Annotated in this window: 19 protein-coding genes; 6 read left to right on the top strand and 13 right to left on the bottom strand. The window is 66.7% G+C overall.

What is annotated here, in order from left to right; all coding sequences use genetic code 11:
- Nucleotides 1-437 precede the first annotated feature (437 nt).
- The 6 genes from rodA (A7X97_RS07975) to A7X97_RS08000 all read right to left on the bottom strand — a co-directional run bounded on the left by rodA (A7X97_RS07975) (nucleotide 438) and on the right by A7X97_RS08000 (nucleotide 7,544).
- Nucleotides 438-1,532 carry a rod shape-determining protein RodA gene (gene rodA / locus A7X97_RS07975; RefSeq protein ID WP_111007804.1) on the bottom strand — a complete coding sequence of 365 codons (1,095 nt, stop codon included), beginning with the start codon at nucleotides 1,530-1,532 and terminating at the stop codon, nucleotides 438-440.
- Between the two features lie 130 nt (nucleotides 1,533-1,662).
- Nucleotides 1,663-2,775, bottom strand: coding sequence for a rod shape-determining protein RodA (gene rodA, locus A7X97_RS07980; protein ID WP_005419392.1), 1,113 nt, complete (start codon nucleotides 2,773-2,775; stop codon nucleotides 1,663-1,665).
- On the bottom strand, nucleotides 2,772-4,844 hold the full coding sequence (mrdA, locus tag A7X97_RS07985) for a penicillin-binding protein 2 (RefSeq protein ID WP_111007805.1): 2,073 nt from the start codon (nucleotides 4,842-4,844) through the stop codon (nucleotides 2,772-2,774). Before mrdA ends, rodA (A7X97_RS07980) begins: the two co-directional genes overlap by 4 nt.
- Nucleotides 4,845-4,847: 3 nt before the next feature.
- Nucleotides 4,848-5,333, bottom strand: a complete 486-nt coding sequence (gene mreD, locus A7X97_RS07990) for a rod shape-determining protein MreD (RefSeq protein ID WP_005419400.1) — start codon at nucleotides 5,331-5,333, stop codon at nucleotides 4,848-4,850.
- Nucleotides 5,330-6,376, bottom strand: coding sequence for a rod shape-determining protein MreC (gene mreC, locus A7X97_RS07995; protein WP_111007806.1), 1,047 nt, complete (start codon nucleotides 6,374-6,376; stop codon nucleotides 5,330-5,332). Before mreC ends, mreD begins: the two co-directional genes overlap by 4 nt.
- A 121-nt stretch (nucleotides 6,377-6,497) precedes the next feature.
- A complete protein-coding gene (locus A7X97_RS08000) occupies nucleotides 6,498-7,544 on the bottom strand; it encodes a rod shape-determining protein (RefSeq protein WP_005419402.1) in 1,047 nt (348 codons plus the stop codon).
- A gap of 283 nt (nucleotides 7,545-7,827) precedes the next feature.
- Here A7X97_RS08000 and A7X97_RS08005 point away from each other — a divergent pair, with 283 nt between their 5' ends.
- Entirely contained in the window at nucleotides 7,828-8,766 is a 939-nt protein-coding gene (locus A7X97_RS08005) for a carbohydrate kinase family protein (RefSeq protein ID WP_005419403.1), read from the top strand.
- 216 nt (nucleotides 8,767-8,982) lie between these two features.
- Here A7X97_RS08005 and A7X97_RS08010 read toward each other — a convergent pair whose 3' ends face one another.
- From A7X97_RS08010 to ubiE, 4 genes are all read right to left on the bottom strand, one after another.
- Nucleotides 8,983-9,615 (bottom strand): HAD family hydrolase, encoded by a 633-nt coding sequence (locus tag A7X97_RS08010; RefSeq protein ID WP_111007807.1) that lies wholly within the window; start codon nucleotides 9,613-9,615, stop codon nucleotides 8,983-8,985.
- The gene (locus A7X97_RS08015; RefSeq protein WP_072167194.1) at nucleotides 9,603-10,334 is read right to left on the bottom strand and encodes a hypothetical protein; all 732 of its coding nucleotides are present in this window, start codon (nucleotides 10,332-10,334) and stop codon (nucleotides 9,603-9,605) included. Before A7X97_RS08015 ends, A7X97_RS08010 begins: the two co-directional genes overlap by 13 nt.
- 127 nt (nucleotides 10,335-10,461) lie before the next feature.
- On the bottom strand, nucleotides 10,462-12,390 hold the full coding sequence (locus tag A7X97_RS08020; protein WP_111007808.1) for a M1 family metallopeptidase: 1,929 nt from the start codon (nucleotides 12,388-12,390) through the stop codon (nucleotides 10,462-10,464).
- A 183-nt stretch (nucleotides 12,391-12,573) separates the two neighbouring features.
- Entirely contained in the window at nucleotides 12,574-13,335 is a 762-nt protein-coding gene (gene ubiE, locus A7X97_RS08025) for a bifunctional demethylmenaquinone methyltransferase/2-methoxy-6-polyprenyl-1,4-benzoquinol methylase UbiE (protein WP_005419407.1), read from the bottom strand.
- A gap of 81 nt (nucleotides 13,336-13,416) precedes the next feature.
- On the opposite strand from ubiE, the gene A7X97_RS08030 reads away from it, so the two are divergent.
- The 4 genes from A7X97_RS08030 to A7X97_RS08045 all read left to right on the top strand — a co-directional run bounded on the left by A7X97_RS08030 (nucleotide 13,417) and on the right by A7X97_RS08045 (nucleotide 15,232).
- Nucleotides 13,417-13,869, top strand: a complete 453-nt coding sequence (locus tag A7X97_RS08030) for a nucleoside deaminase (RefSeq protein WP_049399252.1) — start codon at nucleotides 13,417-13,419, stop codon at nucleotides 13,867-13,869.
- 198 nt (nucleotides 13,870-14,067) lie between these two features.
- Nucleotides 14,068-14,328: a hypothetical protein gene (locus tag A7X97_RS08035; RefSeq protein WP_053497535.1), complete on the top strand. Its 261-nt coding sequence runs from the start codon at nucleotides 14,068-14,070 to the stop codon at nucleotides 14,326-14,328.
- A 75-nt stretch (nucleotides 14,329-14,403) separates the two neighbouring features.
- Nucleotides 14,404-14,739 (top strand): hypothetical protein, encoded by a 336-nt coding sequence (locus A7X97_RS08040; protein ID WP_005411085.1) that lies wholly within the window; start codon nucleotides 14,404-14,406, stop codon nucleotides 14,737-14,739.
- Between the two features lie 70 nt (nucleotides 14,740-14,809).
- Nucleotides 14,810-15,232 carry a low affinity iron permease family protein gene (locus A7X97_RS08045; RefSeq protein WP_065186225.1) on the top strand — a complete coding sequence of 141 codons (423 nt, stop codon included), beginning with the start codon at nucleotides 14,810-14,812 and terminating at the stop codon, nucleotides 15,230-15,232.
- 83 nt (nucleotides 15,233-15,315) lie between these two features.
- Here the strand turns inward: A7X97_RS08045 and smeF are convergent, their stop codons facing one another.
- From smeF to smeD, 3 genes are read right to left on the bottom strand one after another with little or no spacing between them, the layout of a single operon-like run.
- A complete protein-coding gene (smeF, locus tag A7X97_RS08050; RefSeq protein ID WP_143592510.1) occupies nucleotides 15,316-16,716 on the bottom strand; it encodes a multidrug efflux RND transporter outer membrane subunit SmeF in 1,401 nt (466 codons plus the stop codon).
- Between the two features lie 57 nt (nucleotides 16,717-16,773).
- On the bottom strand, nucleotides 16,774-19,896 hold the full coding sequence (smeE, locus tag A7X97_RS08055; protein WP_072167197.1) for a multidrug efflux RND transporter permease subunit SmeE: 3,123 nt from the start codon (nucleotides 19,894-19,896) through the stop codon (nucleotides 16,774-16,776).
- 12 nt (nucleotides 19,897-19,908) lie between these two features.
- Nucleotides 19,909-21,093 carry a multidrug efflux RND transporter periplasmic adaptor subunit SmeD gene (gene smeD / locus A7X97_RS08060; protein ID WP_072167198.1) on the bottom strand — a complete coding sequence of 395 codons (1,185 nt, stop codon included), beginning with the start codon at nucleotides 21,091-21,093 and terminating at the stop codon, nucleotides 19,909-19,911.
- A 207-nt stretch (nucleotides 21,094-21,300) separates the two neighbouring features.
- Between smeD and smeT the strand changes: the two genes are divergently transcribed.
- On the top strand, nucleotides 21,301-21,960 hold the full coding sequence (gene smeT / locus A7X97_RS08065; RefSeq protein ID WP_088496536.1) for an efflux transporter SmeDEF transcriptional repressor SmeT: 660 nt from the start codon (nucleotides 21,301-21,303) through the stop codon (nucleotides 21,958-21,960).
- The last annotated feature ends 18 nt before the right edge of the window (nucleotides 21,961-21,978 follow it).

The following is a 21,978-nucleotide window of genomic DNA, read 5'->3' on the forward strand; positions in this document are numbered from 1 at the left end:
GGTGTCAGCCGCATCCATGCGGCTGACACCCCCGCGAACCCACCCCGCCCGGCCTCTGACAATTTCCGTGTGCGTCCACCCACGGAAAGAAAAAAAGAAGAGCAAAAGCTGCTTGGCAGGGCGCTCTTTGTAGAGCCGAGCCCATGCTCGGCTGCTGTTCGCGATAGACCCAGCCGAGCACGGGCTCGGCTCTACATTTTTCTCCGACACCAGAAACCGCTTTTGCCTTTGCCATCTGCATCACCTCAGGTGCCTGTCGAGGCCGGGGCGGTGTGGGCTGGCAGGGGTGTCAGCCGCATGGATGCGGCTGCCAAGCCTCCAGGGATGGATTCACGGCGTCCCCCGCCAGCCCAACCCGCCCGGCCCACCCGCGGCTTCTGCTTTCCGCGACCACCCAGACACCACCCACGAGGGGGCTGCGCCGTTGGCTGGAAACGCTATCCCCCGTGCACGGGCCGATGCCCGCGTACCGCCATCACCAACCCGACGCCGGCCAGCAACGAGACAGCGGATGTCCCGCCATAACTGATCAGCGGCATCGGAATGCCCACCACCGGCAGCAGGCCGGAAATCATTCCGCCGTTCACCAGCACGTAGACGAAGAACGCCAGCCCCAGGCTACCGGCCAGCAATCGCGCGTGCGTGTCGCGCGCGTGCACCGCAATCCACAGGCAACGCCCCACCACGAACAGGTACAGCGCGAACAGCGTCGCCACGCCGATCCAGCCAAACTCTTCGGCCAGCACCGAGAACGCAAAGTCGGTGGTGTACTCGGGCAGGAAATCCAGCGTGGCCTGCGTGCCCTGCCCCCAGCCACGTCCTTGCCAGCCCCCGGAACCGATCGCGATGCGCGATTGCAGGATGTTCCAGCCGGTACCAAGCGGGTCGGCCGCCGGGTCGAGGAAGGTCAGCACACGATCCTTCTGGTATTGCCGCAGCAAGCCGAACCACGCCAGGGGTGCAGCCACTGCCAGCCCTGCCGCCCCGGTCGCCAACCAGCCCCAGTGCAAGCCCGCCAGCAACAACGCGAACACGCCACTGGCAGTGACCAACGTGGCGGTGCCGAGGTTGGGCTGCATGAGGATCAGTACCGCCGGCATGCCGATCAGCAGCGCGGCAGTCAATACCGTGCGCGGCGAGGGCGGCAGTGGTTGCCGATGCAGGTACCACGCCATCATCAGCGGCAGGCTGAGCTTGAGCAGCTCGGACGGCTGCAGGTAGAACACGCCGAGGTTCAGCCAGCGCTGCCCGTACTTGCCGGTGCCGATGACGTACACCGCCATCAGCGGCAGCATCGACAGCGCGTAGATCGCAGGGGTCCATGCACGCAATCGCAGCAGCGAAACACGCGACAGCAGCCACATCGCCAACAGCCCACCGGCAAAGCGTGCCGCCTGCCCGGCCACCGGGCCGGACACGCTGTGCAGCACCGCCAGGCCGGCGCCCATCAGGATCAACAACGCGCCCAGCAACGGCAGATCGATCGTGCGCAGCGCCTCACGGCAGCCGCCAAGCAGTCGTTTCCATTTCACGCGGGCACGGTAGCAACGGGTGCTTGCGTGAAGCTGTCATTGTGGTCCTGCGTTTGTAGAGTCGAGCCATGCTCGACTGCATTTCCGGCAGTCGAGCATGGCTCGACTCTACAGAAGCGCGCAGCCGATGTTACCCGTAACCCCCGTGCACCGGGTTGTGGCTGCGCACCGCCATTACCAGGCCGAAACCGGCCAGCAGCGACACCGCCGAAGTACCACCGTAGCTGATCAGCGGCATCGGCACGCCTACCACCGGCAGCAGGCCGGAAATCATCCCGCCATTCACCAGCACGTAGACGAAGAACGCCAGGCCGGTGGCACCCGCCAGCAGGCGCGAATAGGAATCGCGTGACTGGCTGGCGATCCACAGGCAGCGCCCGATCACCACCAGGTACAAAGCCAGCACGGTAGCCACGCCGATCCAGCCGAATTCCTCGCTCAACACCGAGAACGCGAAGTCGGTGGTCTGCTCGGGAATGAAGTTCAGGTGCGACTGCGAGCCTTCGCCCCAGCCCTTGCCATCGAAGCCGCCGGAACCGATCGCGATCTTCGACTGGATGATGTTCCAGCCGGCGCCCAGCGCGTCCATCTCCGGGTCCAGGAACATCATGATGCGGTCCTTCTGGTACGGCCGCAGCAACCAGAACCAGGCCACCGGCGCAACCGCTGCCACGCCGCCCACGCCCAGCCCAACCCACCACCACGGCAGGCCCGCCAGCAGCAGCACGAACACGCCGCTGGCGGCGATCAGCACGCCGGTACCGAAGTCCGGCTGCAGCATCACCAGGCCGGTGGGTACGCCGATGATGATCAAGGCCACGAGCACGGTATTGAAGCGCGGCGGCAGCGGCATCTTGTGCAGGTACCACGCCACCATCATCGGCAGGCTCACCTTCAGCAGTTCGGCCGGCTGCAGGTAGAAGAACTTCAGGTCCAGCCACTGCCGGCCATATTTACCGGTGCCCAGCACGAACACCGCCAGCAACGGGATCATCGAGATCGCGTAGATCATCGGCGTGGCCGAGCGGATGCGCAGGATCGGCACCCGCGAGATGCCCCACAGTGCGGCCATGCCCACCGCGAAACGCGCGCCCTGCGCCATCACCAGGCTGTCGCCACCAGCGCTCTTCAGGGTCGCCAGGCCAATCACCATCAGCGCGCCCAGGGCCAGGCACAGCACCCAGTCCAGCGTGCTGAAAAAGCGGCGCAGCATGTCGCCGGCCCAGCGCAGGAACACTCTCATCGTGCAGGCTCCGCAGGGGTCGGGCGGGGCGTGGCGGGCAGCGCGGCGGTCGGCGCACCCGGCTGCGGCGCAGGCGCCGGCTCCGGTGCGGGTGCACCGATCAGCACCGGATGCTCTCCCACCTGTGCAGCGGCGAGGTCACCGGCCTGACGTGCGCCCGCGTCTTCGTTGTCGAACGCGGTGGCGCCGATGGCGGTGGTGCCGCGCTCGCTGTCCAGCGGCTGCATGCCTTCGGGCATCTTGCCCAACAGGTAAGCGTCGAACACCTTGCGCGCGATCGGCGCCGCGGCCGAACCACCATAGCCACCACCTTCCACTGCCACCGCAATCGCGATGACCGGGCTCTCGACCGGCGCGAAGCCAACGAACAGCGCGCGGTGGCGCAGGTGCATCGGCAGGCTCTTCGGGTTCACTGCAGCAGTGCCCTTGCGGCTGATGACCTGTGCGGTACCGGTCTTGCCGGCCATCACGTACGGCGCACCGACCGCGACGCGCCAGCCGCTGCCGCCGGGCCGCATGGTCGCCATCATGCCCTCACGCACGGCCTGCACGTTGTTGGGGTTGGGGCTGATCGGCTTGCTTTCGCCGGCCGGCATTGCCGTCCAGTCGCTGTCGAAGCCGTCGCGCTGCTGGATCACCAGGTGCGGGGTGCGCAGCTGGCCGTCGGCCAGGCCGCTGACGCCGCGCGCCAGCTGCAGCGGGGTGACCTTCCAGTCACCCTGGCCGATGCTGATGTTGACCGTATCGCCGGGATACCAGGCTTCCTTGCGGGTCTTCCGTTTGTAGGCCGGCGAAGGCAGGATGCCGCCGATCTCGCCGGTGAGGTCGATGCCGGTCGGCTGGCCGAAGCCGTAGTACTCCATGTAATGGTCGAAGCGCTCGATGCCCAGGTCCAGCGCCAGCTTGTAGTAATAGGTGTTGACCGATTCGGCGATGGACTTGCGCAGATCCGTCCAGCCGTGGCCGCCACGGTGGGCGTCACCCCAGCCGCGCGAGGTGCCCGGCAGGTAGAACATGCCGGTGGACAGCACCTTGTCTTCCGGGCGGCGCACGCCGGAGTCCAGTCCCGCCAGGCCGATCAGCGGCTTCAGCGTGGAACCGGGAGCGACGCCACCGAGCACCAGGCGATTGAACTGTGGCCGCGACGGGTTTTCGTTCAAGGCCTTGAAGTCGGCATGGGAAATGCCGTTGACGAACAGGTTGGGATCGTAGGACGGCAGGCTGACCATCGCCAGCACTTCGCCAGTGCGCGGATCCATCGCCACCGCCGAACCTTCCTGGTCGCCGAACGCGGCCACCATCGCGCGCTGCAGGTCGGCGTCGATCGACAGCCGCAGGTCGGCGCCGGACTGCGCGGCGACGCGGCCGATGGTGCGGATCGCGCGGCCCTGCACGTTGGTCTCGACCTGCTCGTAGCCGACCTTGCCGCGCAGCTGCTGCTCGTAATAGCGCTCCAGGCCGGATTTGCCGATGTGGGTCAGCGCGGCATTGCCTTCGCCGAGGATCTCCAGATCCTTGTCATCAACGCGGCCGACGTAGCCGATGATGTGCGCGAACAGATCGCCGTACGGGTAGCGCCGGGTCAGGTAGGGTTCGAGCTCGACACCGGGGAAGCGCCAGCGGTCGACGGCGAAGCGCGCCATCTCCTCATCGCTCATGCGCAGCTTCAGCGTGACCGGCAGGAACTTGCGGCGCGCCTTGCGCGACCTGTTGAATGCTTCCAGCTCTTCCGGGCTGATGTTGATGATCTTCGCCAGCCCTTCCAGGGTGGCATCCATGTCCTTGACCTTGTCCGGGGTCACGTCCAGGCGGAAGGCCGGCACGTTTTCGGCCAGCAGGCGACCGTTGCGGTCGTAGATCATGCCGCGCCCCGGCACCACCGGTCGCGGCTTGATGCGGTTGGCCTCCGAGCGCGTGGCGTAGACGTCGTGGTCCAGCACCTGCAGCTTGAAGTACCAGCCGCCCAGGCCCAGCAGGCAGACCAGCACGCCCAGGAAACCCAGCGCCGCGCGGCGGCGGAACTGTTCGGCTTCGGCGTGCGGGTTCTTGACCTGGCGGCGCGGGATCATGGCTCAGCGCCCGCGCTTGCCGAAGCGCACCGCGTCCAGCAGCACGAACACCAGCGGCCACAGGCCCATGCCCAGCAGAGGCGCCCACCAGTACGACCAGGGCAGCGTTGGCTCATCCACCACGATGTGGACCAGCGCGCTGACGATGCGATCGTTGAACAGCAGGCCGCCGATGGCCAGCATCTGCTGGGACATCGGGAAGAAGCGGATGCGGGCACGGAAGCGCTGCAGGATGAAGGCCAGCATCACCAGCCGCAGTGCCTGTTCGCCCAGCACGCCGCCGTACAGCAGGTCGGCCACCACGCCGCTGGCGAAGGCGATGCCCAGGCCGACGCGTTCGGGAGCTTCGATCACCCAGTACGCCAGCACCAGCGCCAGCCAGTATGGGCGCAGCGGCTGCAGCAGCGCCGGCAGCGGCAGCAGGCCCAGCAGCAGCGCCACCACCAGGCTGGCCGGCAGCACCCACGGGTTGTCGCGCAGGCGGCTCATCGTGCGGGCTCCTGCGCGGCGGGTTGGATGGACTGGGCGGGTTGCGGTTGCCGGCCAACGGCCGGCACTACCGGGGACCCGGCGGGTGGAGAGCTCCCCTCTTGTTGAGGGGGGCGCGCCGAAGGCGGGGGGGTAAGGGAAGATGCGCGGGCCGGTTGCGCCGAAGGTGCAGTCGGCTGCGGTTCGCTGGCCGCAGGCAAGCGGATCGCCGCGCCCGGGCGCAGCAGCAGCACGTCGCGGCCGCGGTCGAGCTGGGCCGCCGGCTTCAGTTCGCCGACCAGGAAGGCGTGGGTGTCGTCCGGGCGCAGGCCGGTGATGGTGCCGACCGGGAAACCGGCCGGGAAGCGCCCGCCGAGGCCGGAGGTGACGATCTCATCGCCCACTTCCACGCCAGCGCTGAGCGGGATGTCGCGCAGTTCCAGCGTGTCGCCGCGGCCATAGACGATCAGGCGCACGCCGTTGCGGGCCACGGTGACCGGCACCGCGTGGTCGGGATCGGTCAGCAGCAGCACGGTGGAGGTGCCACCGGTGACGCTGATCACCTGCCCCATCAGGCCGCCGGCGTCGATCACCGCCTGGCCGACGTGCACGCCCTCGCGGCTGCCTGCGTCGAGCACCAGGCGCTGCTTCACCGGGTCCAGGTCGATGTCCAGGATCGGCGCCAGCTGCACGTCCAGGCCACTGCGCTCGGCCACGTTCAGCAGTTCGCGCAGCTGGGCGTTGTCCAGCGCGGCGGTCTGCAGGCGAGTCAGGCGCGCGTTGGCCAGCAGCAGCTGGTTGCGCAGTTCACGGTTTTCGGCGACCAGCTGGGTATGGCTGGCGGCGGAGTCCTTGACCTGGTTGCCGAGCTTGCCGGGCAGGCCAGCCAGTGCCCATACCGGCTGTACCAGGCTGTTGGCCTGCTCGCGCAGGCGTGCCAGCCAGCCGGCCTGGTCATCAAGCACGATCAGGGTGATGGCCAACGCGAGATAGGCCAGCAACCGCAGGGGGCTGGCGGCATCACCGGATCGGGAGGCGACGGGAGGACCGGCGTAGGGCGGCACGGCAACGATTCAACTGGCAGAAGGCGGAAGGGAAACACGCGGGCGCCCCGCCGGTGCCGGCCCGCCATCACGGCGGGCCGCACCCCGGAAGGGCGCGGCGGGCAGGAACGGCCGGGACGGCTTATTCCGGCGCAAAGAACTCGTTGCCGTGCATGTCCACCAGCTCCAGCGCACGGCCGCCACCGCGCGCCACGCAGGTCAGCGGATCGTCGGCCACCTGCACGTGCAGGCCGGTCTCCTCGGAGATCAGGCGGTCCAGGTCGCGCAGCAGGGCGCCACCACCGGTCAGCACGATGCCGCGCTCGGCGACGTCGGCGCACAGTTCCGGCGGGGTCTGCTCCAGCGCCAGCTTGACCGCGCTGACGATGCCCGACAGCGGCTCGTGCAGGGCCTCGAGCACCTCGTTGGAGCTGATCTTGATCATCTTCGGCACGCCCTCGGCGAGGTTGCGGCCGGAGATCTCCATCTCGATCACTTCCGCCTGCGGGTAGGCGCAGCCCAGCTCGACCTTGATGCGCTCGGCGGTGGCTTCACCGATCAGCATGCCGTGGTTGCGGCGCACGTAGTTGGTGATGGACTCGTCGAAGCGGTCGCCGCCGATGCGGACCGAGGCCGAATAGACGATGCCGTTGAGCGAGATGACCGCCACTTCGGTGGTGCCACCGCCGATGTCGATGACCATCGAGCCACGGGCTTCGGTGACCGGCATGCCGGCGCCGATCGCGGCGGCCATCGGTTCTTCGATCAGGAACACGTCACGGGCACCGGCTTCCTCGGCCGATTCCTTGATCGCGCGGCGCTCGACCTGGGTCGAGCCGGCCGGCACGCAGACCAGCACGCGCGGGCTCGGGCGCAGCACGCGCGACTTGTGCACCTTCTTGATGAAGTGCTTGAGCATCGCCTCGGTATAGGTGAAGTCGGCGATGACGCCATCCTTCATCGGGCGGATGGTGGTGATGTGGCCCGGGGTACGGCCCAGCATCTGCTTGGCTTCGGCGCCGACGGCTGCCACCGAGCGGGTGCCACCGATGGCACGGTCCTGGCGCACGGCCACGACCGACGGCTCGTTCAGCACGATCCCCTGCCCGCGCACGTAGATGAGGGTGTTGGCCGTGCCCAGGTCGATGGACAGGTCGTTGGAGAACATGCCACGGAGTTTCTTGAACATCTGAGGAAGGAGTCCTGAGGGGTGTCGTGCCCGCCGCGGGATGGCGAAAAAATGGGCAGAAATCGAGGCCGACAAGCCTAGCAACCCGCCTGCCGCCGAGCAAGGAAAAAACTAGCTGAACCCGCGTCTTCACAGGCTTTCGGCCTGATCGGGTCTCACCCGGTTCTGGCCCTGAGCGGCACCAGCGGGTAACCTTTGCGCCGTCGGGCGCCCAAGGGCGCCGTTTGCTTGCCCGATGAACCGGGCCGGCCCACCCCAAAATTCACCGCATAGGCTTACATCGATGTCCGCTCTGATCTGTGGTTCTCTTGCCTTCGACACCATCATGGTGTTCCCGGACCAGTTCAAGAATCACATCCTGCCGGACAAGGTGCACATCCTGAACGTGTCCTTCCTGGTGCCGCGCATGCGCCGCGAGTTCGGCGGCTGCGCAGGCAACATCGCCTACAACCTGCACCTGCTGGGCGGCCAGCCGATCCCGATGGGCACCGTGGGTTCGGACTTCGGCCCGTACCGCGAATACTTCGAAGGCCTGGGCATCGACCTGTCGCGCGTGCGCGTGATCGATGAGCTGTTCACCCCGCAGGCGTTCATCACCACCGACCACGACAACAACCAGATCACCGCCTTCCACCCGGGCGCGATGATGCGTTCCTACGAGAACCACGTGCGTGGGGTGCCGGGCGTGACCCTGGGCCTGGTCGGCCCGGATGGCCGCGAAGGCATGATCCAGAACGCGCAGGAATTCCACGAAGACGGCATCCCGTTCATCTTCGACCCGGGCCAGGCCATGCCGCTGTTCAACGGCCCGGAACTGCGCGCCTTCATCGAGCAGGCCGACTACGTGGTGGTCAACGACTACGAGTCGAACCTGCTGCAGGAGCGCACCGGCTGGGACGAAAAGGAGATCGTCAGCCGGGTCAAGGCCTACATCACCACCCGTGGCCCGAAAGGCGCGGTCATCCACACCCCGGAAAAGAGCTATGACATCCCGCCGGCGCACGAGCGCCGCGTGGTCGACCCGACCGGCTGTGGCGACGCCTTCCGCGCCGGCCTGATCTACGGCATCCAGAAAGGCTACGACTGGCTGACCATCGGCCGCATGGGCAACCTGATGGGCGCGCTGAAGGTCGAGCATCCGGGCACGCAGAACCAGCGTTTCACCTTCGATGAGTTCAACGAGCAGTTCAAGCAGCAATTTGGCTACGCGCTTGGCGCGTAACCAAATTGCTCGCGCATTCCACCTTATCCCCGCGCCTTCAGCGCGCCCCCTTGAACAACAAGGGGGCTTTCCACCCGATGCACTACTGGCAATGCTGTTGGTAGGTGTCGACCTTGGTCGACACTGCCGGCCAGCGGCCGGCACTACCGGAACTTCCGACCGACACGTTGCCTGCTCTCTGTAGAGCCGAGCCCATGCTCGGCTTGCGCGCGCCGGTCATGCGGCCTGCCAGGCAGCCAACAGCGCGCGGCAATCGGCGAAATGCCAGTCGGCGCGGCCCGGCCATGGGTTTTCCGGCAGGTTGACCAGTACGGTATGGGCGCCCGCGGCGCGGCCGCACTCCAGGTCGTAGGCGTGGTCACCCACCATCACCGCCTGCGCAGGCCCGATGCCCCATCGCCGCAGATGCTGCTGCAGGCCCTCCGGCGAGGGCTTGGGCACCGCTTCATCGCGACCAATGATGTCGGCATCGTCGAACAACGCCCCGACCCCGATCGCGTCCAACGTCAGCTTCGCCAGCGCATGATCATTGCGGGTCAGGATGCCCAGCCGGCAGCCAGCCGCCGCCAGCGCGCGCAGCAGCTTCACCGCACCCGGCGCCGGCAGCGCGTCCTCGGCCAGCGCGCGCTCGTGATCCAGCAACCACTCACGCTTGGCCTGCGCCGATGCATCCGGCAACGCCGCGATATGGTCGAGGATGTCTTCCTCCGCGGCGATCTGCAGCGTACGGCGGATCGCGGCGAAATCATGCACGGCGACGGTCAGCGTGCCATCCATGTCGAACACCCAGTGCCGGATCGCGGACAACGCGTGCACTGCGCTGCCCGCCGCCCCCGTCACTGCCACCACTGCGGCATGCGGCTGGCGTCTACACCACCCGTTTCGAACACCGCCGTGCGGGTGCCGCCGGCCTTGACCGGGAACTCGATGCTGATCGACTTGCCCTTGCGCGCCAGCTTCCACAGCGCCTTCTGGTCGGTGATGAACAGGGCGATGGCTTCATCGGTCTTCGGGCGCCACGCCGCCATCGACACCGGCTTGCCGTCGTCCACGGTCACTTTCACCGTGCACTGCGGGCAACGGAAATCGCCGGCCTGCAGCACCAGGTAGGCATGCCGCTTCCACTCCGGATGATCGCGGAACACCAGCTGCACCGTCTTCGCGCCGCTGCCATCCACGTCCACCCGTTCCTTGCTGTAGATCTGCGCCGACACCTGGTTGCCCTTGTTGCCCACCGGGATCTGGTTGTACTGCCACAGCGCCTGCATGCGGCGCAGGTCGCGCGCGGCATCGCCCTTGGCCTTGACCTCGTCGAAGCCTGCAGCGATGCGCTCGGCGGCGGCGGTGTCCTTGTACTGGTCCAGCAGCGAGGCGCCGTGCAGGCGCGCGCGCTCCCAGTCCTGCGCGGCCACGGCCATGTCGTACTGCTTGGCCAGGTCTTCGGCCTTGGCCTCCTTCTGCGCCTGCACGGCGGCCGCGGCGGCTTCCTGCGCCTTGCGTTCTTCCTCGGGGTTGCTGCAGGCGGCCAGCGCCAGGGTGCAGGCGGTGAGCAGGATCAGTCGTTTCATGGCGGAGGTCCTTTGCGAGTGCATCCCGATTCTATCGGCAGCGAAAAGCGGATACACCAACGGCGGGTTTCCCCGCCGTTGGTGGTGAAGCAGTGACCGGTTGCCGGTCAGCGACCGGCACTACCGCTTACTTGGCTTCAGCCTTGGCCAGCATGTCCTGGACCGAGGCGGTGGTGATCGGGTGGTAGCCCGGCTTGGCCTTTTCGAAGGCCTGCTTGGCCAGCTCCAGCCCCTTCGGGGTCTTCACCAGTTCGGCGTAGATCGGCATGATCAGCTTGCGACGGCCGACGCGCTCGATGAATGCAGCCGCGCCTTCATTGGCCTGCTCGTAGCCGCTGCGGATTGCCAGCGGGTACCAGCGCATGGCGATCTCGCCATTCGGGGTGCCGGTGAAGTGGAAGGCCTTGTCCAGCGTGGCCAGCTTGTCCAGCGGCTGGGTCGCGCCCAGGCCATCGATGAAGCGCACCCATTCCTGCGTGCTCCAGTCGGCGATGACCTGGCTGCTCGGCACAGTGCCGGCGCTGGCGAAGGCGATGCGCGCGGTATCGACGCTGCTGAAGTTGCGCGACTGCGCCTTGGCCGCGAACGCCGGAATGCCCGGCTCGTCCAGCCATGCCTTCAGTTCGGCCTCGGTCACTGCCGACGGATTCTTCGGCAGCAGGTTCTTCTTCATGTAGTCGACGAACTGGTCGGTGTTCGCGCTCTGGAAAGCATGGTCATCGAACCAGCCGCGCAGGAACGGATCGAAGGTCTCGCGGCCGAAGCGCTGCTCCAGGAATTCCAGGAACCACGCACCCTTGACGTAGGCCACCTGGCTGAGGGCTTCGTCGGGATCACGCTCGTTCAGCGGCGGCAGCGCCAGTGCCTGGTCGGCCGGGCTCATGTCCTTCACTTCGGCCAGCAGGTCGGTCTGGTCGATCTGCTTCTCCATCTCGGCCATTTCCTTGCCGTACAGGGCTTCGGTGATGCGGCCCTGGACGTAGGTGGTGAAGCCTTCATTGAGCCAGATGTCCTTCCAGCTGGCGTTGGTCACCAGGTTGCCCGACCAGCTGTGCGCCAGTTCGTGGGCGACCAGCGAGACCAGCGACTTGTCGCCGACGATCACGGTCGGGGTGGCGAAGGTCAGGCGCGGGTTCTCCATGCCACCGAACGGGAACGACGGCGGCAGCACCAGCATGTCGTAGCGGCCCCAGCGGTATTCGCCGTACAGCTTCTCGGCGGCACCGATCATCTTCTCGGTGTCTTCGAATTCCTTGGCGGCCTTGTTGACCATGGTCGGCTCGGCCCAGACGCCGGAGCGGCCGGAGATCGGCTCAAACACCAGGTCGCCGGCGGCGATGGCCAGCAGATAGGACGGAATCGGCTGCGGCATCTTGAAGGTGTAGTCACCATCACGCGCGGCCTTCGGATCGTTGTCGGCGCTCATCAGCACCATCACGTCCGGGCGCGAGACCACGTGCGCGCTGTAGGTGAAGCGCACGCTCGGGGTGTCCTGCAGCGGCACCCAGGAACGGGCATGGATGGCCTGCGACTGGCTGAACATGAAGGGCAGCTTCTTGCCCTCGGTCATCGACGGCGCCAGCCACTGCAGGCCCGAGGCGGTCGGTGCGGTGTGGTAGGTCACTTCCACCTTGGCCGGCTGTTCCGCAGCCTCGATGGTCAGCTTGCTGCCGAACACCTTGTCGGCCGGGGCCAGTTCGAACTTCAGCGGGCTGCGCGCGCCGTCGGCGGCAACGGCCTCGACCTTGGACACGGTCAGCTCGCGGGTGTCGAGCACCAGCTGCCTGGCGTCCTTCTGTTTCCATTCCAGGGTGTAGGTGGCGGTACCGCCGATCTGCTTCTGGTCGAAGTCCAGCTTCAGATCCAGCGCGATGTCCTTGATGACGACCTTGTCCGGCTCGGCGTACGAGCTCTCGTCGTGGCTGCGGTTCTCGGCGTTCACGGGGGCGGCAGGGGCCTTTGCGGCAGTCGGGGCGGCGGCGGGCGCGGCCGCCTCCTGGGAGCAGCCGGCGGCCAGGGCCACGGCCAGCGGAAGGAGCATCAGCGGATTACGCATGAATCGGGACCGTTACGGGGATCAAACCCCAATGGTACCTCCCTCCGGCCCGGCAGGCGTTACGCGGTGCGGGGTAATGGCAGGCACAGCGCCGGTAGTGCCGGCCGCTGGCCGGCAACCCCGTCGCCCGGTGGTTGCCCGCGCAGGTGCCGGCCAGCGGCCGGCACTACCGGAACACCGGGCTTACAGCTTGTAGCCGGAATGGATCGACACGATGCCGCCGGTCAGGTTCTTGTAGTGGCAGCGCTCGAAGCCGGCCTGCCCCATCATCGCCTTCAGTTCGTCCTGCGGCGGATGCTTGCGGATGCTCTCGGCCAGATACTGGTAGCTGTCCGAATCGTTGGCGAACAACTTGCCCAACCTGGGCAGGATCTTGAACGAGTGGAAGTCGTAGATCGGCTTGAACCAGTCCGCAGTGACCTCGGAGAACTCCAGCACGCGGGCCTGGCCGCCCACCTTCAGCACGCGGTACATCTCGCGCAGGCCGGCGTCCTTGTCGGTCACGTTGCGCAGGCCGAAGGCAATGGTGACCAGGTCGAAGCTGTTGTCCGGGAACGGCAGGGCTTCGGCGTTGCACTGCACGTAGTCCAGGCCAAGCACCAGGCCGCGGTTGGTCAGGCGGTCCCGGCCGACCGACAGCATGCCGGCGTTGATGTCGCCCAGCACCACCGAGCCCTCGGCGCCGACGCGTTCCTTCAGCAGGGCGGCGATGTCGCCGGTGCCGCCGGCCAGATCGAGCACGCGGTCGCCCGGCTTCACCTGCGCGGTCGCGACGTAGTAGCGCTTCCACGCCCGGTGCACGCCCAGGCTCATCAGGTCGTTCATCAGGTCGTAGTTGCGCGCGACCGAGGTGAACACCTGGCCGACCAGCTTCTGCTTGTCCTTGGCGGCGACGTCGCGGAACCCGAAATGGGTGGTACCGGCTTTGTAGGGGGATTCGCTCATGGCCCCGATTATCGCACCGCCGGGGGCGAGCGGCACCCCCTGCCCGTATGATGGCGGGCCACGACTGACCGGAGCCCCCGCATGATCACCACGCCCGACTACCAGGCCCTGCTGCAGACCGCCATCGCCGAAGCCCGCCAGGGCCTGGCCGAGGGCGGCGTGCCGATCGGCGCGGCGCTGTACCACAACGACGGCCGCCTGCTCGGCTGCGGCCACAACCGCCGCGTGCAGGAAGGCGACCCGTCGGTGCACGGCGAAACCGACGCCTTCCGCAAGGCCGGCCGCCAGCGCCGCTACCAGGACACCATCATGGTCACCACCCTGGCGCCGTGCTGGTACTGCTCGGGCCTGGTGCGCCAGTTCAACATCGGCACCGTGGTGGTGGGCGAATCGCGCACGTTCCAGGGCGGCATCGACTGGCTGCGCGAGAACGGCGTCAACGTGATCGACCTCGACAACCAGGAATGCGTTGACCTGCTGGGTGGCTTCATTGCGCAGCATCCGGAGATCTGGAACGAAGACATCGGTGAATAAGCACCGTGCAACGTGTCATTGAACCCGTTTAATGAACGCTTCAGCGCGGGCACGTTCTAGTGCCTGCAGCGTTTGCGGCCGATGCCGTGAACCCGTGCACAGTCAGCTGCGCTGCGTGCATACACTGCGGTAACACCCCATCCGGCCGAGGCGCCTAGGGTGGGGTTACCGGGGTCCCTTTCCCCGGCGGAGCCAGCCATGTGCGCGCACGCCGTACGTCCCCCGCCCGACCCGATCCTCGATGCCATCCGCGAGCGCCTGCAGCAGCAGTACGCGCTGCACCAGCGTGGCGCCAGGTTCTGGACCGCCTACCAGGGCCTGCAGCTGGAACTGGTGCGCGACCATCCGCTCGATCAGGAGCGCCTGTGCAATGCGATGGCCGACATGGCCGAGGACCTCGGTGCGGTCGAGCATGCGCAATTGATCGGCAATCGCCACGCCGGCTCCACATCCCGCTGACGCGGCATGCACCGCCACATACGCCACACTCCGATGAACCCCCACTCCCTTTCCACTCAACCGAACTGGATTGTCATGCACGCTGAAGTCCCCACCATTCCTCCGGTCATCAACGTAGACGCCGAGCTTGACCACTGGCGCCGCCAGCATGCCGAAGGCGCACTGCCGCACAACTCGTTCGGCTCGTACGTGCCGTGGATCAAGTTCGCCTGTGATTCGCTGATCACCCAGCCGCGCGCCAGCGAGGCCGAACGTGACGAGATGTTCCAGACCCAGTATGCCTTGCAGATCATGCCGCGGCTGAGCGAGGCCCAGGCCCGTGAGTTCGTCGACCGTTGCTGGCAACACGTCTACCAGAGCAGCCCGGTGCGCAGCCTGCAGGCGCCACGACTGCAGCGCATGCGCGCCTGACCGGCGCTGCACGGCGCCTGCACGGGTCACTGCCGATCATCCTCGTCACCTGAGTGGGCACACGACGACGATGAAAGCGCGCAACCTGTTCAATACGATCGCCAAGAAGGCCGCGACAGCCACCGGCTCACCGTGGACCTTCCTGGCTGCGGTGGCGATCGTGGTGATCTGGGGCATCACCGGCCCGGTGTTCGGTTTCAACGACACCTGGCAGCTGGTGATCAATACCGGCACCACCATCATCACCTTCCTGATGGTGTTCCTGATCCAGCACACGCAGAACGCCGACACTGCCGCGATGCAGATCAAGCTGGACGAGCTGATCCGGGCGACGGCCGAAGCCAACAACGAACTGCTGGATCTGGAAGAACTGGACGAAGCGCGCCTGGAAGAGATCCGGGCCGAGTACGAGCAGATGGCCCGCGAAGCAGGCGATGCGCTGGCGCGCGTCCGCGCCTGCCATGCGGCGCGACGCGACGATGAAGCGGTGTAGCAGGCCCCAGAATGACAATGCCGGCCAGCGGCCGGCACTGCCATCGATCATCCAGGTAGAGCCGGCCGCCGGCAGGCCTTCCCTCAGCCGCGCTCGTGCCAGCCGCCGCCCAGTACCTTGTACAGAGTGATGCGGTTGGCCTGCTGGGCCAACTGCGCCTGCAACTGGGTCTGCTGCGCGTTGTAGGCAGTACGTCGTGCGTCCAGCAGGGTCACGAAGCTGTCCAGGCCGGCGTCGTAACGTGCCTGCGACAGGCGGTTGGCCTGTTCGGCCGCTTCCACCAGGCGCTGCTGTGAACTCACCTGTTCATCCAGGCTGACATTCAACGCCAGCGCATCGGCGGTTTCGCGGAAGCCCACCTGGATCGACTTCTCGTACTGCGCCAGTGCGATATCACGATCAGCGTTGGCGACGGCCAGGTTGGCGCGCAGCTTGCCGCCCTGGAAGATCGGCAGGGTGATCTTCGGCAGGAAACTCCATACGCGAGTGCCGCTGTCGAACAGACTGGACAATTCGCTGGAGCCACTGCCAATGCTGCCGGTCAGCGAGATGCTCGGGAAGAACGCGGCACGTGCCGCGCCGATGTTGGCATTGGCGGCCAGCAGCTGGTGTTCGGCGGCCATGATGTCCGGGCGCTGCAGCAGCACATCGCTGGGCAGGCCGGCCGGCGGAGGCGCCAGTGCCAGCAACTGCGGTTCGATGCCGTCCGGCAGCAGCGCCGGATCCAACTGGCCACCGGCCAGCAGCGCCAGCGCGTTGCGGTCCTGGGCCAGCTGGCCACGCAGGCGCGCGGCATCAGTGCGCGCGGTCTCGACCAGCGTGCGGGTCTGGGTCAGTTCCAGTGCCGAACTGCCACCACGCTCGTGGCGGGCCTCGGCCAAGCGCAACGAATCCTCGTAGGTCTTCAGCGTGGCATCGGCGATCTTCAGACGCTGGGCATCGGCACCGTAGGTCAGCCACGCCGTCGCTGTCTCGGCCACCAGGCTCAGCTGCGCGTTGCGACGATTGGCAGCTACGGCAAAGTACTGCTGCAGTGCCGCTTCGCTGAGGTTGCGCACGCGGCCGAACAGGTCCAGCTCGAACTCGGCCACGCCGACACCGGCGGTGAACTGCTCGGTGACGCCAGCGTCGGTGCCCTGGCGCTGCATCTGGCCGGTGACGGCCACGCCGGGCACGCGGTCGGCACGCTGTACGCGGTACTGGCCGCGCGCGCGTTCAACGTTGAGCACGGCCACGCGCAGGTCGCGGTTGTTCTGCAGCGACTGCTCGATCACTTGCTGCAGGCGCGCATCGGTGAAGAAATCGCGCCAGCCGACGGCGGCGACATCAGCCACCTGGCCCTGTACAGCCTCGGCCGGCCACTGCGCCGGAATTGCCGGAGCGACGGCGGTGTTCTTCGGCACCAGAGTGGAGCAGCCGGCCAGCACGAGCGCGGCGGCAATGGAAAGGAACAGGGATGCACTTTTCATGGGAATGACTTCCATCGGTACTGCCGTATGGCAGGAGGCAGTGCCGGCCAGCGGCCGGCACTGCCGTTTCGATCACGTCGTGGATTTGCGCTTGAACACGCGCTGCACCACCACGAAGAACAGCGGTACGAAGAACACGCCGAGCACGGTGCCAACGATCATGCCGCCGAGCACGCCGGTGCCGATCGCCTGCTTGGCGCCGGAGCCGGCACCGGTGGAGATCGCCAGCGGTACCACGCCCATGCCGAAGGCCAGCGAGGTCATCACGATCGGGCGCAGGCGGTCGCGCACGGCGTGCATGATCGCGTCGACCAGGCTGGCGCCCTTCTCCAGGTTTTCCTTGGCGAACTCGACGATCAGGATCGCGTTCTTGCTGGTCAGGCCCACCGTGGTCAGCATCGCCACCTGGAAATAGATGTCGCGCTCCAGGCCCTTGAAGGTATTGGCCAGCACTGCGCCGAGGATACCCAGCGGGGCCGCCAGCAGCACCGCCGTCGGCACGCTCCAGCTTTCGTACATCGCGGCCAGGCACAGGAACACGATCATCAGCGACAGCGTGTACAGCAACGGCGTCTGCGAGCCCGCCTGGCGTTCCTGGTAGGACATCGCCGTCCACTCGATGCCGAAGCCCGCAGGCAGCTGCTTGGCCAGTTGCTCGATCTCGGCCATGGCATCGCCGGAGGCAACACCCGGGGCCGGTTCGCCCTGGATCTCCATCGCCGACACACCGTTGTAGCGCTCCAGGCGCGGCGAACCGTAATCCCAGTGCTTGGTGGCGAACGCGCTGAACGGCACCATCTCGCCCTTGTCGTTCTTCACGGACCAGAGGTCGAAGTCCTCCGGGACCATGCGGAACGGCTGGTCGGCCTGCACGAACACGCGCTTGACGCGGCCACGATCGACGAAGTCGTCGATGTACGAGCTGCCCCACGCAGCGGCCAGCGTGCCGTTGATCTGGTCGATCGACAGCCCCAGCGAGGTCGCCTTGGCCGCGTCGATGTCGATGCGGAACTGCGGCGTGTCCTCCTGGCCGTTCGGGCGCACGTTGGCCAGCTTCTTGCTGCCGGCGGCCAGGCCGAGCAGCTGGTTGCGTGCGGCCACCAGTGCCTCGTGGCCCTGGCCGCTGTTGTCCTTCAGGAAGAAGGTATAGCCCGAGGCGGTACCCAGTTCCGGAATGGCCGGCGGCGGGAAGGCGAAGATGAAGGCATCCTTGATCTGGCCCAGGGCTGCCATCGCACGACCGGTGATCGGCATCACGCCATTGTTGGCGTCACGCTCGCTCCAGTCCTTCAGCTTGACGAACGCCATGCCGGCGTTCTGGCCCATGCCGGCGAAGCTGAAGCCCTGCACGGAGAACACCGAATCCACCGCATCCTTCTCGTTCTGCAGGAAGTGGTTCTCCAATGCCGCGATCGATTCCAGCGTGCGCTCCTGGGTGGCGCCGACCGGGGCCTGCACCAGCGCCATCAGCACGCCCTGGTCTTCGTTGGGCAGGAACGAGCTGGGCAGGCGCACGAACAGCACGCCCATCAGCACGAACAGTGCCGCCACGATGCCCATGAAGCGCCACGGACGATGGATGATGCCGCGCACACCACGCTGGTAACTTTCGCTGGTGCGGTCGAAGCCGCGGTTGAAACCGTTGAAGAAGCGACCGGCCAGGCCGCGGTGGGCAACATGATGCTCGCCCTTCTTCAACGGCTTGAGCATGGTCGCGCACAGTGCCGGCGTCAGCACGATCGCCACCAGTACCGACAACGCCATTGCAGAGACAATCGTGGCCGAGAACTGCCGGTAGATCACGCCGGTGGATCCGCTCATGAAGGCCATCGGCACGAACACCGCCGACAGCACCAGGCCGATACCCACCAGCGCACCGGTGATCTGGCCCATCGACTTGCGGGTCGCTTCAAGCGGCGACAGTCCTTCCTCGGACATGATGCGCTCGACGTTCTCCACCACCACGATGGCGTCGTCCACCAGCAGGCCGATCGCCAGCACCATCGCGAACATGGTCAGCATGTTCACCGAAAAGCCCAGCATCGCCAGCACGCCGAAGGTACCCAGCAGCACCACCGGCACGGCGATGGTCGGGATCAGGGTGGCGCGGAAGTTCTGCAGGAACAGGTACATCACCACGAACACCAGCACGATCGCTTCGAGCAGGGTCTGCACCACGCCCTTGATCGACACGCGCACGAAGGGGGTGGTGTCGTACGGGATCTCGGCCTTCAATCCGGCCGGGAAGAAGCTCTTCATGTCGTCCAGCGCAGCATCCACGCCGGCAGCGGTATCCAGCGCATTGGCGCCGGTGGCCAGGGTGACCGCCAGGCCGCTGGCCGGCTGGCCGTTGTAGCGGGTGACGAAGTCGTAGGACTCGGCACCCAGTTCGACGCGGGCGACATCACCCAGGCGCAGCTCGGCACCGTCCTGCGCGCCGCGCACGATGATGTTGCGGAACTGTTCCGGGGTCTGCAGGCGCGACTGCGCGTTGATGGTGGCGTTGAGCTGCTGGCCCTTCACCGACGGCGCACCGCCGAGCTGGCCGATCGCCACCTGGGCATTCTGCGCCTTGATCGCCGCAGTCACTTCCGCGACGGACAGGCCATAGGTATGCAGCTTGTTCGGGTCCAGCCAGATGCGCATGGCGTACTTGCCACCGAATACCTGGATGTTGCCCACGCCCGGCACGCGGCTGAGGCGGTCGACGACATTGGAACCGACGTAGTCGGCGATGTCGTTGGCGTCCATGCTGCCGTTCTCGGACACGAACGCGATGACGTTCAGGAAGCCCGAGCTGGACTTGGCCACGTTGATGCCCTGCCGCTGCACTTCCTGCGGCAGCAGCGGCATGGCCAGCTGCAGCTTGTTCTGCACCTGCACCTGGGCGATGTCCGGGTTGGTGCCGCTCTCGAAGGTCAGGGTGATGGTGGCCTGGCCGTTGGACGAGCTGTTGGAGGAGAAGTAGATCAGGCCATCAAGGCCCTTCATGTTCTGCTCGATGATCTGCGTCACCGAGTCTTCGACCACCTTGGCCGATGCACCCGGGTAGGTGGCGCTGATTTCCACCGCCGGCGGCGCGACGTTGGGGTACATCGAGACCGGCAGCTTGAACAGGGCCAGGCCGCCGGCGAGCATGATGATGATGGCGATCACCCACGCGAAGATGGGTCGATCGATGAAAAAGCGTGCCATGGGGTTCTCCGCTTACTTCGCGTCGCCGGCCGGGGCGGCAGGCTGGGCGGCGGCCGCCGGCTTGGCCGGTACGTCGCCCTTTTCGGTGGCCTTGACCGGCATGCCGGGGCCGATCTTCTGCAGGCCTTCCACGATGACCTTGTCACCGGCCTTCAGGCCGTCCTCGACCAGCCACTTGTCGCCAACCGTGCGGCTGACCTTGACCGGGCGTACTTCGACCTTGTTGTCCTTGCCGACCACCATCGCCGTGGTATCACCCTTCGGATCGCGGGCGATGCCCTGCATCGGCACCAGCACGGCATCACTGCGCACGCCGCCGCCGATCACCGCACGCACGTACATGCCCGGCATCAGCAGGCCGTCCGGGTTGTCCACCTTCACGCGCAGGCCGAAGCTGCCGGTGGTCGGATCGACGCTGACTTCGGAGAACTCCAGCGTGCCCTTGTGCTCGAAGGTGCTGCCGTCTTCCATCAGGATGCTGACCGGCAGGGTCTGGTTGTCCTGCAGGCGGCCGGCGGCCAGTTCGCGGCGCAGCTGCAGCAGCTCGGCCGAGGACTGGGTCAGGTCGACATAGATCGGATCCAGCTGCTGCACCGTAGCCAGTGCATTGGCCTGGCCGGCGCTGACCAGCGCACCCTGGGTGACGCTGGACTTGCCGATGCGGCCGCTGATCGGCGCGGTGATGCGGGCGTAGCCCAGGGTGACGTTGGCTGCGTCCAGCGATGCCTTCGCGGCACCGACATCCGCCTCGGCCTGCTTCTGCGCGGCCACGGCATTTTCCAGGTCCTGCTGGCTGACCGCATCGACCTTGGCCAGCTCGGTGATGCGCTTGGCGCTCAGCCGGGCGGCGTTGGCGGTGGCCTCGGCGCGGGCCAGCTGGGCACGGGCACTGTTGGCCTGGGCGCGGTAGCTGGCGTCCTCGATCTGGTACAGCGCCTCGCCGGCCTTGACCATGCCACCTTCGGAGAACAGGCGCTTGGCGACGATGCCACTGACCTGCGGCCGCACTTCGGCGACCAGGAAGGCGTTGGTACGGCCCGGCAGTTCGCGGGTCAGGCCCACGGTCTCGGACTTCAGCGTGACCACAGTGACGTCACCCGGGCCCTGCTCGGGGGCCTGGGGTTGGCCGCCGCAGGCAGCCACGGTCGCGGCGATCGCCAGCGACAGCGCAAAGGGTCGGATTCGGCTCAGCAACATGACAGAAAGGCTCTTAGGGGAAGGAATCTCAAATCGCGCTGATACAGGCCGAAAGCGCCAGCAGGCAACGCTCACCAGCGGGGAGTGGAAGCCGGACCGGCCTGCCACGCACACGACGGGAATGATGGGAGCGAAATATACATACATGATTGTTTGTTTGTAAACCGGTACAATTCAGCCACGTTTCACCCGCACTCGTACCCATCCATGGCCCGCAAGACCAAAGAGGACACCCAGGCAACCCGGGAAGGCATCCTTGACGCCGCCGAAGCCTGCTTCCATGAACACGGCGTGGCCCGTACCACGCTGGAGATGATCGGTGCCCGCGCCGGCTATACCCGCGGTGCGGTCTACTGGCACTTCAAGAACAAGAGCGAGGTGCTGGCCGCGATCGTCGAGCGCGTGCATCTGCCTTTCATGCAGGAGCTGGAGCGCACCTCGACCGACCAGCGCGACACGCCGGTGCACGACCTGCGCGCGGTGATGATCCACTCGTTCATCGAACTGTCCGAGGACGAGCGCCTGCGCAAGACCATGGAGATCATGCTGCGCAGCGATGCGTCGGCTGATACCCGGGTGCTGACCGAACTGCAGCAGGCCGGTTTCCGCGATGGACTGGACCGGATGGAACGTGCCCTGCGCCGGGCAAAGGACCTGGGCCAGCTGCGCGAGGGTGCAGACCCGAAGATCGCCGCACGCATGCTGCATGCCACCGTGCTGGGCGTACTGCACGGTGCGATGGTCGAACCGGAACTGATGGACCTCAAGCGCGATGGCATGCTCGCACTGGACATGACCCTGGCCGCCTACGTGAAGGACGGCGTGTTCGTTCCCGGCACCGTGCCCGAGCCGCTGCCCGAGGCATGAGCGGGGTCGCTGCCGCCA

This window comes from Stenotrophomonas sepilia (assembly GCF_003244875.1).
GTDB lineage: Bacteria > Pseudomonadota > Gammaproteobacteria > Xanthomonadales > Xanthomonadaceae > Stenotrophomonas > Stenotrophomonas sepilia.

Coding starts and splice junctions, on each gene's coding strand:
- rodA (WP_005419392.1), bottom strand. CDS start 2,775: ATGAGAGTGTTCCTGCGCTGGGCCGGCGACATGCTGCGCCGCTTTTTC.
- mrdA (WP_111007805.1), bottom strand. CDS start 4,844: ATGATCCCGCGCCGCCAGGTCAAGAACCCGCACGCCGAAGCCGAACAG.
- mreD (WP_005419400.1), bottom strand. CDS start 5,333: ATGAGCCGCCTGCGCGACAACCCGTGGGTGCTGCCGGCCAGCCTGGTG.
- A7X97_RS08000 (WP_005419402.1), bottom strand. CDS start 7,544: ATGTTCAAGAAACTCCGTGGCATGTTCTCCAACGACCTGTCCATCGAC.
- A7X97_RS08005 (WP_005419403.1), top strand. CDS start 7,828: ATGTCCGCTCTGATCTGTGGTTCTCTTGCCTTCGACACCATCATGGTG.
- A7X97_RS08015 (WP_072167194.1), bottom strand. CDS start 10,334: ATGAAACGACTGATCCTGCTCACCGCCTGCACCCTGGCGCTGGCCGCC.
- A7X97_RS08020 (WP_111007808.1), bottom strand. CDS start 12,390: ATGCGTAATCCGCTGATGCTCCTTCCGCTGGCCGTGGCCCTGGCCGCC.
- ubiE (WP_005419407.1), bottom strand. CDS start 13,335: ATGAGCGAATCCCCCTACAAAGCCGGTACCACCCATTTCGGGTTCCGC.
- A7X97_RS08030 (WP_049399252.1), top strand. CDS start 13,417: ATGATCACCACGCCCGACTACCAGGCCCTGCTGCAGACCGCCATCGCC.
- A7X97_RS08035 (WP_053497535.1), top strand. CDS start 14,068: ATGTGCGCGCACGCCGTACGTCCCCCGCCCGACCCGATCCTCGATGCC.
- A7X97_RS08040 (WP_005411085.1), top strand. CDS start 14,404: ATGCACGCTGAAGTCCCCACCATTCCTCCGGTCATCAACGTAGACGCC.
- A7X97_RS08045 (WP_065186225.1), top strand. CDS start 14,810: ATGAAAGCGCGCAACCTGTTCAATACGATCGCCAAGAAGGCCGCGACA.
- smeF (WP_143592510.1), bottom strand. CDS start 16,716: ATGGAAGTCATTCCCATGAAAAGTGCATCCCTGTTCCTTTCCATTGCC.
- smeE (WP_072167197.1), bottom strand. CDS start 19,896: ATGGCACGCTTTTTCATCGATCGACCCATCTTCGCGTGGGTGATCGCC.
- smeD (WP_072167198.1), bottom strand. CDS start 21,093: ATGTTGCTGAGCCGAATCCGACCCTTTGCGCTGTCGCTGGCGATCGCC.
- smeT (WP_088496536.1), top strand. CDS start 21,301: ATGGCCCGCAAGACCAAAGAGGACACCCAGGCAACCCGGGAAGGCATC.